Annotated in this window: 14 protein-coding genes; 3 read left to right on the forward strand and 11 right to left on the reverse strand. The window is 41.2% G+C overall.

The window, feature by feature from the left end:
• Window positions 1–59: 59 nt before the first annotated feature.
• The 6 genes from aepY to H6G96_RS06315 form a co-directional block, all read right to left on the reverse strand.
• Window positions 60–1,220 (reverse strand): phosphonopyruvate decarboxylase, encoded by a 1,161-nt coding sequence (aepY, locus tag H6G96_RS06290; protein WP_190910638.1) that lies wholly within the window; start codon window positions 1,218–1,220, stop codon window positions 60–62.
• A 2-nt stretch (window positions 1,221–1,222) separates the two neighbouring features.
• Complete coding sequence (locus H6G96_RS06295) at window positions 1,223–1,618, reverse strand: hypothetical protein (protein WP_190910639.1); 396 nt, start codon at window positions 1,616–1,618, stop codon at window positions 1,223–1,225.
• Between the two features lie 33 nt (window positions 1,619–1,651).
• Window positions 1,652–3,307: a phosphoenolpyruvate mutase gene (gene aepX / locus H6G96_RS06300; RefSeq protein WP_190910640.1), complete on the reverse strand. Its 1,656-nt coding sequence runs from the start codon at window positions 3,305–3,307 to the stop codon at window positions 1,652–1,654.
• Between the two features lie 43 nt (window positions 3,308–3,350).
• Entirely contained in the window at window positions 3,351–4,106 is a 756-nt protein-coding gene (locus H6G96_RS06305) for a phosphocholine cytidylyltransferase family protein (RefSeq protein WP_190910641.1), read from the reverse strand.
• A 568-nt stretch (window positions 4,107–4,674) separates the two neighbouring features.
• Window positions 4,675–5,466, reverse strand: a complete 792-nt coding sequence (locus H6G96_RS06310; RefSeq protein ID WP_190910642.1) for a DUF3891 family protein — start codon at window positions 5,464–5,466, stop codon at window positions 4,675–4,677.
• A 300-nt stretch (window positions 5,467–5,766) separates the two neighbouring features.
• Window positions 5,767–6,222, reverse strand: coding sequence for a DUF1392 domain-containing protein (locus tag H6G96_RS06315; protein ID WP_190910643.1), 456 nt, complete (start codon window positions 6,220–6,222; stop codon window positions 5,767–5,769).
• A gap of 335 nt (window positions 6,223–6,557) precedes the next feature.
• Here H6G96_RS06315 and H6G96_RS06320 point away from each other — a divergent pair, with 335 nt between their 5' ends.
• On the forward strand, window positions 6,558–6,716 hold the full coding sequence (locus H6G96_RS06320) for a hypothetical protein (protein WP_190910644.1): 159 nt from the start codon (window positions 6,558–6,560) through the stop codon (window positions 6,714–6,716).
• Between the two features lie 149 nt (window positions 6,717–6,865).
• Here H6G96_RS06320 and H6G96_RS06325 read toward each other — a convergent pair whose 3' ends face one another.
• The 3 genes from H6G96_RS06325 to H6G96_RS06335 all read right to left on the reverse strand — a co-directional run bounded on the left by H6G96_RS06325 (window position 6,866) and on the right by H6G96_RS06335 (window position 11,203).
• Window positions 6,866–8,236, reverse strand: coding sequence for a hypothetical protein (locus H6G96_RS06325; RefSeq protein WP_190910645.1), 1,371 nt, complete (start codon window positions 8,234–8,236; stop codon window positions 6,866–6,868).
• A gap of 645 nt (window positions 8,237–8,881) precedes the next feature.
• The gene (locus H6G96_RS06330; protein ID WP_190910646.1) at window positions 8,882–9,592 is read right to left on the reverse strand and encodes a GDYXXLXY domain-containing protein; all 711 of its coding nucleotides are present in this window, start codon (window positions 9,590–9,592) and stop codon (window positions 8,882–8,884) included.
• A gap of 192 nt (window positions 9,593–9,784) precedes the next feature.
• Window positions 9,785–11,203 (reverse strand): DUF2157 domain-containing protein, encoded by a 1,419-nt coding sequence (locus H6G96_RS06335; RefSeq protein ID WP_190910647.1) that lies wholly within the window; start codon window positions 11,201–11,203, stop codon window positions 9,785–9,787.
• Window positions 11,204–11,390: 187 nt separating this feature from the next.
• On the opposite strand from H6G96_RS06335, the gene H6G96_RS06340 reads away from it, so the two are divergent.
• Entirely contained in the window at window positions 11,391–12,371 is a 981-nt protein-coding gene (locus tag H6G96_RS06340; protein ID WP_190910648.1) for an RsmB/NOP family class I SAM-dependent RNA methyltransferase, read from the forward strand.
• A gap of 266 nt (window positions 12,372–12,637) precedes the next feature.
• Complete coding sequence (locus H6G96_RS06345; RefSeq protein ID WP_190910649.1) at window positions 12,638–13,087, forward strand: NUDIX hydrolase; 450 nt, start codon at window positions 12,638–12,640, stop codon at window positions 13,085–13,087.
• Between the two features lie 160 nt (window positions 13,088–13,247).
• Here H6G96_RS06345 and pip read toward each other — a convergent pair whose 3' ends face one another.
• Together pip and H6G96_RS06355 are read right to left on the reverse strand one after the other, a co-directional pair.
• A complete protein-coding gene (gene pip, locus H6G96_RS06350; RefSeq protein WP_190910650.1) occupies window positions 13,248–14,195 on the reverse strand; it encodes a prolyl aminopeptidase in 948 nt (315 codons plus the stop codon).
• 128 nt (window positions 14,196–14,323) lie between these two features.
• On the reverse strand, window positions 14,324–16,096 hold the full coding sequence (locus H6G96_RS06355; protein WP_190910651.1) for an iron uptake porin: 1,773 nt from the start codon (window positions 16,094–16,096) through the stop codon (window positions 14,324–14,326).
• Window positions 16,097–16,869 lie beyond the last annotated feature (773 nt).

The following is a 16,869-nucleotide window of genomic DNA, read 5'->3' on the forward strand; positions in this document are numbered from 1 at the left end:
TTGAATTCATTAATTACGAATTACGTAGCTTGCTTCTCGCCCTTGGCGAGTATTACGAATTACGAATTACCAATGTGTTTCATAAAGCGTTGCAAAACTGCTTCCGGCGTAAGGTTGGGTCGGGGTAGGTTTTCTAAGGTTCCGGGACGAATTTTCAGATGAGCGAATTTAGGTCTAGTGTTAGCATCTACGGTAAATAAGGCATCTAAAAGGGCGGGATCATCTCCAGCTAATGTGACACCATAACCGCACGCTTCGGCAATTTTGGCAAAGGAGATACCCGCAGAAACGGTGGCTTGTGCGCCTGTGGAATCGTGGACTTCATTATCTAAAAGAATATGAGTTAAGTTAGCGCCGCCATAAGTGCCAATGGTTGCAAAATTACCCATTCGCATCAGTGCTGCACCATCGCCATCAATTACTACTACCTTGAGGTCTGGACGTGCTAAAGATAGTCCCAATCCCATTGAGGAAGCGCAGCCCATTGACCCAACCATGTAAAGATGATTGGCGCTGTCTTTACTAGCGAAGAGTTCGCGTCCCGTGTATCCGGTGGTGGCAATTACTAGAGTGTTTTTTGGCTCGGTAAATTCCACAATCCGAGCTAATGCTTCGCTGCGAGAAATGCGTTGTTCTTTGTTATCCCGAAAAAAGCCTTGCTGAATATGAGCGCTAGCACTATTTTCCCGTTCGGGGATAGAAGAACGGGTGAGCGCATGGGGGGCAATTGTTCCTTTACGCATAATTAGAGCATAAGGACGGCGCTCTTGTTCCATGTAGGCTATGGCTCTTTGCAAAACGGGTTCTATTTCTGCTGCGTCTGTGGGAAAAAATTCCCAAGGTACAGTCATGGTTTCCAACAATTTATCTGTGATTTGCCCCATTAATTCATGCTGTGGTTCATCTTGCAAGTTGCTATCGCCTCGCAAGGTACAAATCAGCAGCAGTGGAATCCGAAAGATATAAGTGAGCGACGTTAACGGGTTAATTGCATTCCCTAAACCAGAGTTTTGCATCATCACTACAGCTGGTTTTCCAGCAATTGCTGCTCCAGATGCGATCGCTACAGCATCTCCCTCATTGGCTGCGGAGATATATCTAAGTTGAACGTTATTGATAACGTAGTTAATAAAAGGTGTGAGAAAAGAACAGGGTACGCCAGTGTACCACTCAAAGCCAAGATTACGCGCAGCTTCTACAAATTCCTCTGCCTGAATCATAATTAAAAATTTACAGTAATTTTTGAGATAGAGACGCGATTAATCGCGTCTGTACTGGGGGATTGAGAAAGAGGCAAGGGAGCAGGGGGCAGGGGAAATATTACTACTTCAACCTCTGAACTCGGAACTTCGACCTCTGAACTCGGAACTTCAGCTTCAGAACTCAGAACTTCGACCTTTGAACTCAAAACTTCGACCTCTGAACTCAGAACTTCGACCTCTGAACTCAGAACTTCAACCTCTGAACTCGGAACTTCAACCTCTGAACTCGGAACTTCAGCTTCAGAACTCGGAAGTTCAGCTTCAGAACTCAAAACTTCAGCTTCAGAACTCGGAACTTCAGCTTCAGAACTCAAAACTTCAGCCTCTGAACTCGGAATCTCAGCCTCTGAACTCAAAACTTCAACCTTACAATTCCAATGCCCAATCCCCTATTGCTTCAATTGAAAAGCAAGGTCAAGATCATCTAAAGAATTAACATCTAACCAATTACCGCGAATATAAAGCACCTTGATTGATTTTCCTTGCTCGATTAAATAATTACATAATTCTGGTAAACCCAGACTGTTGAATTCTGGTCGTTTTTGCAATTCATTAAGTGCTTCACTCAACCACTGTCTACCTTGACTCCGCAGGCGCAGCATCCCAATCCAGCGTCCACTAGATTTCCCTACTTGCGTTTGTGCTGTTTTAGAAATGTCCAACAGGTTGACATCCTGTCCAAAGAGAGATAAATCGTCTGGAATTGAGCAATAGGCGTAGTCAGGCGAACCGCTAACAGACTTGCTGTTCGCCACAGAATCAACTACAGCAACAATTTCTCCGGGACATTCTAATAAATCGTGCAGGATGTAGCTTCTAAATAGTAAATCGCCATAAAGCACCAGCATCTCATCACCAAAGCTGGTTTGAGCTACGGCTAACGATGCTAATTCTCCCGTTGTTTCATAATCTGGGTTACAGATGACTTTAGTCCCCGGAACATTAATAGTTTCTGCCTTGTAACCTGCGACAACGGTGATATCGTTGATGGCAAGTTTCTTAAATTTATCCACCAACAACCTGAGTAGAGGTTTACCTCCAAGGGGTAACATTACTTTCGGTTTATCTTGCGTCAAGCCTGCTAATTCTTGGCCTCTGCTAGCAGCCAAAACGATCGCTTGGGTATTTTGTCGCCCGTTGTTAAAATAGCGTTTTTCAGCTTCTATGAGTTCATCCGCGCCCTGTAGCCGGAAAATTTCTTTTACGGGAGCAACCTCATCTTCGATGTTGATTAAAGTTTCGCTGGCTTTCACTTCGCGGGCGATCGCTTGCATACTAGCAACAGCAGCTCGAATCATGTGGTTTGCCCAGATGACCAAATTAACTTCAGCTTTGCGAAAAACAGCTGTAGGCGTGCTGTAATATTTAGTCGGTATAATAACTAACGGGGAACGCCCTCCCCATTCTTTAGCAAAGGCTAGCACTTGGTCAGGACGCGATGATTTACTGTGAATCAGGATGGCGTTTGCTCCAGCTGCATGGTAAGCTTCAGCTCGGCGCATTGCCTCCGAAAGATCCCAACCGGCAATCAAAGCTTCGAGGCGGGCGACAATGCAAAAATTTCGGTCTGTCTGACTATCTTTGCCTGCCTTAATTTTGCCGCAAAATTCATCAATATCAGCCAAAGCTTGGCGACTACCATTAATGAAACTGTTGGTTTTGGGAAAAAGCTTATCTTCAATACAAACTCCAGCAATATCTCGCTGTTCTAACTTCTTAACCAGACGACGCATATTATTAAAGTTGCCATAACCAGTATCACCATCTAACAAAATAGGGATGCTGGTAACATCAGACATGAACTCCAGCATTTCTACAACTTGAGTCCAACTGGCTTCATTATTATCTCTAACACCGTATTGAGCCGAAAGTGCTAATCCACTGGCCCAAATTCCTTTAAATCCAGCCTCTTCCACAATGCGGGCGCTAATCCCATTGTGAGCTTCCATAATAAAGTCGAGTTGAGGTGATTCTAATAATAGCCGCAATTGGGCACACTTATTTAATTTTGTAGCGGTATTAATGGGTGTAAATATTTGATGCATCTATTCTGAATTTTCTCAATCTATATAATAATTGAAGATATTTTTAGAGATTTTCTGCAACTTCTATCTGAGGTAAAATATCGTTCTGGGCGCGTTGAATATCCTGGGAAAAATCAATTTCGATCCAAGGTAAACCAGTGATGTCTTCATATCCAAATGTTTCGGGAGTTTCTAACAGCAGATCCCGAATTACTTCTTCATAAGGTTCATTATCCAGCCCATCAGCAACATATTCTTCTGTGCGAGTAGCAAGACGTTGAGCAACAGCACTTCCAAAACGAAAAAATCCTACTGATTCCCCTGCAAAGTCATAAACTAAATCAAGAGCTACCTGTTTGCGAAACTCTACTAGATAATTATCTCTAACACAAAGCTTTACGGGTTCATCCCCAGGTTCAAAATCACGATCTAGCAAGAAGCTGTTGGGGATATTTGTCTTTATCAGTCGTTCGATGATGCGGCGATCGTACAAAACATCTGCATCCATTAATAATATGTCATCGTCAGCAACTAGCTGTTGACGTAAAGTCCAAAGGCTAATGACACTACCTTTGGTATAGTCAGGATTATAAACTGTACTGACCCAATTTTCTACTCCTAGCGCTTTGATTTCCTCCTGAATTTTTTGTGCTTGATAACCCGCAGCAATTACCACTTCATCAATTTGGTAATGACACAGATAGTTCAAATGGCGCTCTAATAAAGATTTACCGTGAAATTTTAGTAAACATTTGGGTTGAGTTTGCCCATCTTTACCTAAGCGTCTTCCAACGCCAGCAGCTAATATAATTGCCTTCATTGTCAAGTCACCAACAAAGCTAAAACTCTAGGAAATCTGGAAATTTTCCCAGTATTTTATAATGACTGTTTTTTGGTCAAGACAATATTTGTTAATCAATTCTTAACATAGGAAAAATTAAACAAAATGGCTACACCAAATGCGCTTACTCATTGCAAGACTGAATATTAAGTGAGAGCTATTCTTTCGACATCCTCCAGTTTGCTAGGAGAGGCAAACTAGCAGTAGGCTGGCTTCCCCAAAATTTTTAGGTAAGCGGCAAGGAGCAGACATCGCATTCCTATAAAAATACTCTACTGATTTATTTGTTTCAGTAGAGTATATAAATGTATATGTATCTTATGCCTCTAAGCATTATTTTATTCAATAGTCAATCTTTATACCACCGTATAAGTACTGGGAGTTTTGAACGGCACGCGACTTGTGACGGGTGTGGACAAGAAAGTGGCGATATTCCTTGAAGGTGCAGTGAGTTGAGCATTAAAGCCAGTGATAGCGTAATTCTATCAACGCTAAACATGAGTTTATCATTCAGTTTCAGTCAAAAATTTAATTCAAAATCTCATAGTCAGCCTGGTATCAAAGTAGTGCTTAGAGTTACCCAACAATCACTGGTCAAAACCTTTTGCATTGCTGCTTCATCGCTAAAGGTTTCTCGCAAAAGCCGTCCTTCATAGACCAGCTTAATTTCACTTTGCTCAAATACCCAAGGAGACATGATTACTGTATGAAAATGCTCTTTATCTTCTGTCAAACTTAACTTTAATGTAGTTATACCATTAGTTGTTGGAACTTGATTGACATAGTGTTCTCCAGTTTTTCCTTCACATAAAATTATCGAAAGTGCATCCCATGTTGCTACAAGCTTTTTGTTTCGCTCTATTACCTCTGGCATTACATAAGGTGAATAATATTCATCTTTTTGAAGAAGTTCAATAATCTGGTTTTGAAAAGCATACTCGTTTTTGAAAAAATCCTGAACAATTCGAGCAGACTTTTCTGAGTTCTGCCAATTTGTGAATCTCTCATACAATCCTGTTCCGTGCAATGAAATCAGTAGCGTTGCATACCTACCTAAAGGAAGTGCTAACTGTTTAGCACCCGACCAAATGTCTATATGCACCTCAGTTGCCAATTCTGTAAATTTGTAAGGGTAACCAGTTTGGGGGTTAAGCGTAGGCTGCTGCTCCCACCGCAACCACCCAATGTCATGCTGTTCTGCGGCTAGAGAAACTTCTTCTTTGGGAAGAAACTGACCAAATTGTTCATTTCCCCAAGCTCGTGCTAATTGACCTGAAAGCCAAGCATGATGCGGTTGAGTGATACAAATTACTCCATATTTTGATATGCGATGCAGCATGAGTTGAAATTTTAGCTTATGACTTGTTTTTCACTCTAGACAAAACAAGGGCTAATTTACTACAGTCTGTAGGTCTAATTTTATAATTAACACTGCCTAACTATATAAAGTTACTGTCAACCCAGAAAGCTAAACATTAGTGATGACGCAATCTTTGGAAAGCAACATCGAATTTGGGATTCAGTTGGCTCACTATTCAGATTCAATCCTAGCAATAGTAAACCAACTCAAACAATTAAACACACACTCGGATGAACACACTAACTTTTTTGTTAAAACTCTAAAAACATAATCATACATTCATACATTCACTTTGACTAAATCCACGTCTGCAAGCCAGATAATTCTACTTTGAGCCGATGCCATTTCATCCAAAATTGGAGAACGCCATTCTACTGCATAAAGCCAATTGTTTTTCAGGCTAAAAATCCCTTGAATAATACGACGTGCTGGTTCTTCACTAAAATCAACTTCTACCACATCGCCCAATTTAAAAACTGGTGTGGTAACTGTGGCTGTTTCCACAAGGTTTTTTCCCAAAAATTCTTCTTGAGGCAAGTAGAGTATTTCACGACAGCAGACAATGGCATAAATCCATTCCTGCCTCTCCCATTGGACACCACAACAGTAGCCTGATATATCAGAACTTGATAAAAAGACTTTTTCGAGGATTTGAACTGCTAATGGCGGCATAGCTTTTCCCCACGGTGCAGAACTATGCCAACAAGATTCTAAAGTGACAATTTGGTTAATCATGCAAAGCAATCTCTTTTTTATACATAAACTACTTTGCACTTGTGTAATCCGGATGTAATTTCAAAATCCAGTCACAGCAGTATCTTAGTGAACTCCAAAAAATAAATTATCCAATTTATGAACTTCACTACGGCTCTAAGTCATACTGGGCTTGTTGCCGTGCTGCTTCTGTTTGCTGTCTCTTCAGTTCGGTGGCGAATATAGTTAATAGTGATTCTGCAAGCTGAACATTTGTTTAAGCCTTGCCATCCATCACGCCCAGTAGTCCAAGGGGCACGCCCGTTCTATCATTTTTTCAGAAATCAAATATGATTTCTATATAGCAGCTAGAAAACTTGAAAAAGACTGAACAGGTTACCCTGCTTGCAGCCAACAATGAAAGCGATCGCCAATTAAAAAAGAGGAAAAAGGGACGAATGTCACCAAGAAAAGCTGAAACTCTTGTTTCTTCTAGCTGTGGGAATGTAGAAAAAGTAAAAGTAGTTGATTTGTAAGTATTATTTAGTTTTGAATTCCTGATCGTGCAACCACTACACCCTTACACCCAAAAGCCAGCCATATTAGGGATTTACGCTTTTCTTAGTACCATTCGTCTGTATACCTATTAAAGGTTTTTTGTTCTAAATGGCTCTCTCTTATCCGATTATGAACCCAAAGCAGAGCCTAATGCAGAGGAAGCGCCAAAAAAGACGATTTCCTCAACATTCAAGACATTAAGGGTGAACTCATCACGTTTAATAGTGTAATTATTGGAGTTGCCTAGAATGGTGTAATCAGTTTTGAAATCAGGCAGAATTAGCTTGTCCGATTCCGATCCGCCATCAATCGTGGCATTACCGTAACCAAGATCAAACGTGTCAGTTCCAGATCCACCCTTAATCAAGACATCGGCAATAGCGCTCCCTTGGACTGAAATGGGATTACTGCTAGCATCAATTCGACGAGCTTTAAAGTAATCGTTACCGTTTCCGCCATCAATCGTGCCACCTTGGATGCCAATGCTGGTGCCATAGCCAGTGAGGGTATCATCTCCTGCTCCTCCATAGATAGTGCCATTAGTATTAACAATACCTATGCCTTGACTAATGCCAGTACCGATGATGGTATCCTTGCCATCGCCTAAACTGATGGTGCCACTGTTAATAATGCCTATACCTACACCGGGGCCAAGCTCTCCAAAGGGGGTATCGTAGCTCCCTTTACCGCCAGTGCCTGTGCCAGAGATGAAGTCGTTTCCCTGCCCTCCATTGATCTCGCTACCTTCGCTGTTGGAGATGCCTATACCCCTACCTGCATTGTATGATCTAAAGGGTTCTAAATCTGCATTACTGCCCTTACCGATACCAATAATAGAATCGTTTCCTTTCTCTCCACGAATCATGCTACCACCACTGTTGAAGATGCCTGTACCATCTCCTCCATTGCTAGTAGTTCCACCAGTTCCAGTTCCAGAGATGGAATCGTTCTCTTCTCCTCCGTTAATGTTGCTGCCACTACTGTTGAAGATTCCTATAGCAGCACCTCCAAATTCTCCATTTGCAGTTCCAGTAATTTTGTCGTCCGCTTTTCCTCCATCAATGCGGCTATTTTTAGTATTATTGATGCCTGTAGCAATACCTTCGCCAAAATCGTTGCTTCTGTTTCCAGTCCCGGAGATCAAATCTTTTCCGTCTTCTCCATTAATGGAGCCACCTTGAGTGTTAAATATACCTATACCAGGTACATAAGTTCTATACTGGTAGCCACCAGTGCCTGTGCCAGAGATAGTATCATCTCCTGTCCCTGCTTTGATGATGCCACTGTTAGCAATGCCTGTGCCTGTGCCGGCACTGCCATTATCGTCGCCGCCGGTGCCACTACCCTCGATAGTGTCGTTACCTGCTTGAGTATTAATGACTCCGTTTTTTAGAATCTCAATTCCAATTGCTGGGAATGCATTATCCTCTTGACCCACCACTAAATCGGGGCCAGAGGTACCTATGCTGGCAGGAAAAGAAACAATTAATCTGGGCATAATATTAACTTTCCTCAACTAAGTGTGATAGAGCTTAAATCCCTGAAAGTTTTGCTCTTTCAATAAAAAATAATCTCTTGTTCAATACTTGAAAATAGAAAACTGTTGATAACCTGATAGTACTTACGTAGCGAAAATTTACCTAGATGTCTATATTTTAAGAAATATCTTTGCAAAATCTTCATATTATTTGCTAATAAATGTATACTAAAGTACTGTTCTTTATGTATTATTTATATTTTTATTCGTTTGTCCGCTTGATTGCTTGTTTAAACATAAAAATGTAGAGACGTTGCATTGCAACTCTTTAGAAGGGTTTCAAGTAACACATAATTAATTTTTGGAGATGTCTATTAAATCCGAAAAACCCCACCCCGCCAAAGCTAGACTTTGTCTTCTCTCCCCACAAGCAAGGCTACGGTGTACACACAAGTTTTTGAGGTTGCCCCACAGGCTTTTGATCCCCCCAACCCCCCTTTTTTAAGGGGGGCAAAAACCTCTTAAAGTTCCCCAATTTATTGCGGAATTTAAAAGGAGCTACAACAATTTTAATTTTGTACAGAGATGCGTGTATACCGTAAGCAAGCGAGGAGGGGGCAATGTCCTGTGGGAATCGTAACTAATTATGCCGACATGATATAGACCTTAAAAACGATAGTTGCGATCGCGCACCCACATACTAACTGGGACTGCCTTCCCCTGTGGATCTACTTTCGCCTTCACTACAATGGGGGGTACTTGTCCTCTACGGATGCGTTGGGCTTGCAAATCGTTCCTTATCTGCTGCCGTTGGTTTTCTGGGATGTAATATGTTTCTAAGCCATAGTTGACTGAACCATCCTGATAAACACCTCTTAAAGCCACCTGATTGGCTCTTAAAGAACTGGGGCGATCGCTAGTCACTCGCAACGGTCTCCAAGCTCTAGGAACACCGCGACCAGAGGATAGTTGCTCTTGCAAAATCACGTAGACGTTGGTTCCTTCAGGCAATCTTCTGCCGCTTCCACGACCTTTGCTGACTAATGTTTGCCAACCAGGTAATCTGCTCAAATTTGCAGTACGGGATATGTTGTAATCTAGCGCTAAGGTGTTACCTTGCAGCACATTGTTAGAATCTACAGGTACGGTTTGCAAAATCACCGTTTTACCTGTCACATCTGTATAAAGGGCTTGGGCTGGTACTGCCATAATTAACCCTGTTTGCAGCGCCAGAGGAACTAGTAACCGCCAAAAAGGTAAGGGCTTATTCGATTTTTGTTCAGTAGCAATCAAGTAATCCCGAAAAGTCACCTTACTGGAGAATTCTGCTTCGGGAGACAGGGTTTTATTTTTAGATTCAGAAGAACTATTAGTCATGAGCGTAGTCCTAAAAAGCAGAGGTATTGAGGAGGTCAAAAGTAACGAGATTAGGACTAACGCAGAGAAACTTTAAAAACTTTGAAGTACAGAGATTTTAGAATAAGTTAGGAGTGGAAGGCAAAATCATCTTTATGGTTGACCTTTTCCTGACTTCTGAATTCTGACTCCTGAATTCTTTCATCCTTTACACTACTTCTTACTTGCAGAGGTACCACCAGGTAGACGGCGTTCAAACCAGAGTCCAGCACTAATTAAAGCAGAACCGCACAAAACAAAGACTAAGGACTTAAAGAGTAAATCGGTATCGTACTCTTGCACGCGACTGATAATTTGCAGTGTTAATAACAGCATCCCGCCCCAAAAAGAACTTCTGTTACTTAATTTCAATCCTTCTTGAATTAGTCCCCAGGCTAATGTTGCTAGAAGTACATTGAAAATAAAAACACCAAGCTCATCAATTCGGCTGATAGTTTGATGCCAAAAAGGTACTATGGCTATGAAGGCAAGAAAGGTACCAATAACAGCAGTTGTGAAAATCACTTCACGGCGAGGGGGGTTATTTCTTTGACGCAGTAGAAACAACCATTGCAATACCGCTAACCCACTGAGAATCCCTAAATCGATGATCGGCAGAGACTCGAACAAGTTTGTCAAAGTCGTTGGTCGATTATAACCATAATCTGGCAATTCCCAGACCCAACGAAAAGATAGGACATAAAAGACAATGCCAAAGCTTACCAATGCTAAATTACGGGCCAGAGGTTGAAACAATCTGTAATTTATGGTTGGAAACAGCAGGTCATCATAACTCCAGAATAGTGCAGGTGGGAGTGTAAAAGCAAAAGATGCCACCCAAGGGGCTATATCAGCATAATTCAGCAATGGCAGAGGATTAAGGTTGGCTTGTAAGGAACTAGCAAAGACAAAGGCTGCTAGACCAAAAATCCAGCGCGAACGGCAGAAGTAGGCTAAGGGGACAAATACCAGCCATGCTAACAAAGGCATATGCTGCACCACTAGCCGCGACCAAGTTAACTCACTTGAAGAGTACCATAAGTCTTCTAGCCCAGTCCAATAGCCGATTTCCACGAGGATAATTGACAGAATTCCTAAAGAATTTATGCACAAACTGAAGGCCATCACTACAACACCCAACCCCCAAGCGAAGAACAGTTGGGAAGTTGAACCGACAATATTGAACATCTGGGCCATCAGCAGTAAATTTGCACCGAAAATGAAGGCGCTTAAAATTAGCAACCCTTCTCCCAGTAAGCGTTTGCTTTTTTCTGGCTTCTTTCCTTCAGGTGGCCGCCAATTGTAAAATCCAGTGATAGCGATCGCAAAAAACAAACTTATCAGCAGAATAAATCTGACTTCTCGCGATCCTCCCTGCCAGTTTCCTGCTACAAAGGTAATTATGCCTAAGCATAAAAGTATGCCGCCTATAGCAATAGCAATCGCTTTATTGCGATCGCGTGCAGCAGCTTCCAGGTTTTTAAATTGATAACGTTCTGCTATTTGCTCATACAGCGAAGAACTAATTAATCCTTCATCCCTCCATAATTGTGCTTCTTTGCGTAACTTTTGCGGAAAATTATCTAAGAACATGACCTTCTCCGGTGCAGTGGGGTAGCTTGGCCATTGCGTTCCCAATGGCGGTCATTATATTTTGAGTATGAAGCCAAAAGCCTTAATTACATTGTTCTTGTATAACAGTTTGATTCTGATACAAGCTAATTCGTAATACTCGCCAAGAGCGAGAAGCAAGCTACGTAATTCGTAATTAATAATCCAGATGGAAAAACCTTCTAATTTATTACTTAAAGTCTCGCGCCGTTTGTTTACTAATCTAGATGAGCAAGAAAAATTTATCGATGCTTTAATGAATCCTCAGCCTTTTTCGCCTAGTATTCTTTGGTGTAAAGAAAAGCCTGAAAATTCACCTTTGGTAGTAGAAACACCAACCTATTGGCAACCACCATTTACTGAGCGTTTATACCTGGGAGAAAAACCCGGTCAGCATCTCTTGCATCAACAAGGATATTTCTATTGTTTAGATTTTTCTTCGGTGTTTGCAGCTACTACTTTGTTAGCTATTCCTGTACCAGTGCGTTTAGTTTTTGATATGTGTGCCGCACCAGGAGGTAAAAGTATTTTTGCTTGGAAAGCTTTACAACCTGACTTACTTATCAGTAATGAAGTAATTGGCAAACGTCTGGGAATGCTAATTTCTAATTTGAAACGTTGCCAAATCAGCCCTAGTGCAGTGGTAAATAGGGATTCGAGTATATTTGCCGAAATGTTTTCCTGTTCTAGCAATCTAGTAATAGTAGATGCTCCTTGTACTGGACAATCTTTACTTGCTAAAGGTGAAAAAGCACCTGGGTGTTTTCATCCAACTGCTATTAATAAAAGTGCAAATCGACAAAAGCGTATTATAGCTAACTCTGCTAAACTTGTTTCACCACAAGGCTATCTTGCTTATATGACTTGCACATATTCACCCGAAGAAAATGAGCAAGTTTGTGAATGGTTTTTGGAACGCTTTCCCCAGTTTCAGGCGATGGAAATTAATAATTTAGCTAAATATCAGTCACATTTAACCACGATGCCTTGTTATCGGATGTTTCCTCAAGATAGGTTAGGCGCTGGTGCATTTACAGTACTGTTTAAAAATACTAACGACCATGAAAATGAGCGTAAAGAAGTAGATTTAAATACAATATCTTCGCTGTATATCTACCAAAACCTGAAAAAGAGGTTTGTTGAGTGCTGATAGTTAACAGTCAACAGTCAATACAGAAAAATGTGCAACTTAGATGGGCGATAGCTTACTACGCGTCTTATTGCAACACACGGTAGGGGTGCATAAATGTGAGGTGCTACTTGAATAATCAATAACTTTCAATAGTTAACTTTTATGGTTAAAAAACTTTTAATCTTTTCATAACCTAAAATTAACTAAAATTTATCCGGTATCAGCTCTTGAATTTTTGAAATAAACATTGTACAAAAAAGCTAGACCATACAGAATGCACTTACATGAGTCGAAAAATAAGCAAAGTCTTTAAACAATCTGGGGTGATTCCTTATAGAGTGAATAATGGCAAAGTCGAAATCTTGTTAATCACAACCCGTAATTTTCAACACTGGGTAATTCCAAAAGGAGATATTCCTAATGGCATGAGTCCACCCGCTTCAGCAGCCAAAGAGGCGTGGGAAGAAGCAGGGGTAATTGGGCAGGTAGACACCAATGAATTGGGAACTTACAAGTACCGCAAAGGAGGTAAAAGTTACCGTGTTAAGATGTATTTGTTACCAGTCGAAATGCTAAGTGAAGATTATCCAGAAGCAAGTAAAAGAAAACGGAAGTGGGTAGAAGTGGCTACAGCTATCAGGTGGGTTAAGTTTAATTCACTCAAACGAATCTTGAAAGGTTTTTTCCAGGTAAAATCTCATTTTTGTGCATTTAGAGATACTAGTCATATATAGAAATACACCAATAATAAGTATAATTTAAAACATTAATATTTTGATTTTTAATCAGTAATTCATCGCTTCTAGCAATGTTTATTAAGGCTAAAGTCCCGACTACAAACCTTAATTTATTTATGCCTAGCTAGTTATTAAAAAGTCCTTGAAGCCAAGCCGCTCAACGGAAATCAATATTATCTGTTGCTTCAATCAAAGCGCTACAAATTCCTGGTTCACTCATCGAATGCCCGGCATCAGGAACCACAATAAATTCGGCTTCTGGCCAAGCCCGATGTAATTCCCAAGCTGATATCATTGGGCAGACTACATCATACCGCCCCTGAACAATTACAGATGGAATATGGCGGATGCGGTTTACATTTAAGAGTAATTGATCTTCTGTTTCCAAAAAGCCTTTATTCATAAAGTAATGGCATTCAATACGAGCGAAAGCTGAAGCAAATTCGCTCTCGCCAAACTTTTGCATGAGTTGTGGATCTAAAAAAAGTCTACTGGTACTCGCTTCCCAAACTGACCAAGCACGCGCTGCTGCTAATTGAATTTCTAAATCTGGATCGGTCAAGCGTTTGTAATATGCTGCGATCATATCATCACGTTCTGCGATCGCAATTGGTTTGAGATATTCTTCCCAAGCATCAGGAAAAATATAGCTAGCACCCTCTTGGTAGAACCATCGCAACTCTTTTTGCCTCAGCATGAAGATACCACGGAGAATTAACGCCGTGCAGCGAGAAGGATGGGTTTGACTGTAGGCTAATGATAAAGTGCTACCCCAACTTCCGCCGAAGACCGCCCACTTTTCTATACCTAAATGTTGGCGTAGTTTTTCGATATCACTGACTAAATCCCAAGTGGTGTTTTCTCGTAATTCAGCATGAGGCGTACTTTTACCACAACCGCGCTGGTCAAACATCACCAATCGCCATTTTTCTGGATGAAAATATTGTCGATAAAAAGGTGGACATCCACCACCAGGCCCGCCATGCAGCAAAACGATGGGTTGACCTTGGGGATTTCCTGACTCTTCAAAATGAATGGTATGAAGATCGGAAACCTGTAAACTACCTTCTAAGTAAGGCTTGATCGCTGGGTAAAGTTCTCGCATTTTCGATATTTTATATAGCTCTCCAATGGACTTCCACCTGCATAGCGATCGCCTAATACCATTTCACGAAATACTTGATACAGATAGATATGTAAGGGCGTACATCTGCGCGCCCCTACAGCAAACCTTTAGAAGGTGAAAGTTGTTCTCAGTGTACCGATAATCGCATCGTCGTTATCACTGTTTTGACCTGGAGAAGTCAACCAGATAACACCAGGAGTTATTGAAATGTTATCTGACACGCGATACTTGTAAAAGCCTTCAAAGTGATAAGGTATATCATTGCCAGTACCAGCAAAACCTGGTCGGTTAAACGAATAGGGTTCTGCACCAGCAAAAATACCTAAAACGTTACCCTGTTTACCGAAGTCAGGTAAGGCTACCCCAACACCGTAACTCCAAGCTTCATAATCATCACCAACACCAAAGCCTGTGACATCGTGGTAAGAAACGAAGCCACTAATTGACAATTTATCGCTGGGTCTGAAGGCTGCCGATACTCCGTATGAATTACTGGAAGCTGCATTTAGAGTACTGAGGGTGTTAGCTTGACTAGTACCTACGACGCGGTTAGTGCTAGCTAAACCACCACCTAAGTCAAATAAATTACCGCCTCCAGCACCATGATAACCGTGAACATAGGTAGCAGCCAAAGCCAAGCGATCGCCTACACTAAAGTTCAACTGTCCAAGAGCTGCATAGTTACCTTCAAGCAAACCTTGATTTACTCCAGGATTATTAGCATTTGATGCTAAGTAGCCTACAGTCAGTGAACTTGGTTTGAAAAAGCTGCCACCACTACCAAAGGGTAAAGTCAGTGCTGCACCTGCACCACCACCAATCCGATAGATGGGACTTTCAGAAGCAAAGGTAGACAAAGCACCATTACCACCATCAAAGTCTTCAAAGTAAGGGTTGTTAGTGGCAACATAATCGCTATGAATACCTCCGGTGGCCGCCAAGTAAACTTGGGCTGGGCCTATGGGTACGTAATACGCCAGCCAATCTATAATGACACCGTTGTTACCAGTGCTGCCGACTTGAAAAGTTTGTGTGCCTTCAGCAGTATCGATAGGAAGACCAGCATTATCAATTTGACTAAAGGCTAGCGCATTCCCGGCTGCAAGACGGGTGTGTAAAACGTCTTTGCCCGTGAAACTGGTTTGTAAGTCTAAACGTACCCTATTTTGGAAGACAGTATTGTTAGCATCGCCAGTATTACCGCCAAACACATCAGTAACGGCAAAAATAGCTTCGCCCACCAATTTTGTAGTAGTAGAAAACTGATTTGCTTCCAGTTCAGCAGTCCGTGCTTCTACAGCATCTACTCGGCCACGCAGAGTTGCTATTTCTGCCGAGAATTCTTCTTGCAAACGTTGGAGAGTTGCTAAATCCTGTTTTGTCACCAAGTCAGCAGTTGCAGTGGCAATCAGTTCATTAACCCGATCTAAACAAGCATTTAAACCTGCGGCAAATTCATAACGGGTTAATGCCCGGTTGCCCCGATAAGTCGCATTGGGGTATCCTGCGATACAACCGTAGCGTTCAACCAGAGATTGCAAAGCTTGGAATGCCCAGTCAGTAGGCTGTACATCAGAAAACTGAGAAACTGATGTGACTTGAGACAGTGAATTCTGGTTCTTGCCTTCACTGCTGTAGCGGTTAACTTCTTCTAAAACCTTGTTTTCATCAGTGTTTTGAGCAACCAACTGCCGATTATCTTTTAGTTGCTCTGTTTGAATGAACCTTGAAGCACTAGAAGCTATTGGTGCTTCTGTCTGAGCAGATTTTGCCTCAGAAGAACTTGCTACTTCAGCAGCCATAGCTCTAGCGGAAACCAACACCGTCACTCCCAAAACTACTGGACTTAATACCAGAGTTTTCCACAATAGATGAGACATTTTTTTATTTTCCTTTCCCAAAAAAGGCCCAAAATCACTGGCTTCAAGAAAAAGAGAACAAGCAGTTGTTGTACTTTTGGAAATCTTATCAGATTGTAGTGATCTAAGCTATATCTCACAAAATTTTTATGGATGAAGAAGCGTAAAGTTTTGCAGATAGCTTATATGCCAAAGGTTACATATATATAGGGATTTTGGTTAATTTTGTGCCATTTATGGGGTTTAGCTTCTTGTTTTTAACCCTAATTTGTTGTAGCTCCTTCTTAGCCTTGAAAAATAACAGATTTCAACTAGAGTTGGCTATTGAATCTTTTTCAAAGGCTTGCTTTATCAGCAAAGCCGAAAAATCCTTGCTTGGAACCAAGCACAAATAAATAAGGTTTTGAATATTTTATGGACAGAGTAAAAAAGAGCATTGCTCAGTTCTCAATAATTTGATTGTTATCTTTTTTTAGTAATCTCTCAATTAATTCCGTGAAATACTATTAATTACAACGGCTTTAAATTAATAAAGTACATAACTTAAATCTCAAAGGAAGACATAAAGTCTGTTTTACCGGAACAAAATTCAGGAGTAAGGAGTCGAAATTCAGTTGGGTAAGGGACTTCCAACTAAAAAATGTCCCGTCGCTGTGCAAGCAGGGGGAGCAGGGGAGGAAGAATCCGATCATTGTCTTCGCTCTAAAAATTGGATAATTTAATTTCTGGAAATCCCTAAGCTGATGCGCACCTAAATTGTATAAACACTGTTTACCGTTGTTAACTGTCATCAG

This window comes from Nostoc sp. FACHB-892 (assembly GCF_014698795.1).
Taxonomy (GTDB): Bacteria; Cyanobacteriota; Cyanobacteriia; order Cyanobacteriales; family Nostocaceae; genus Nostoc.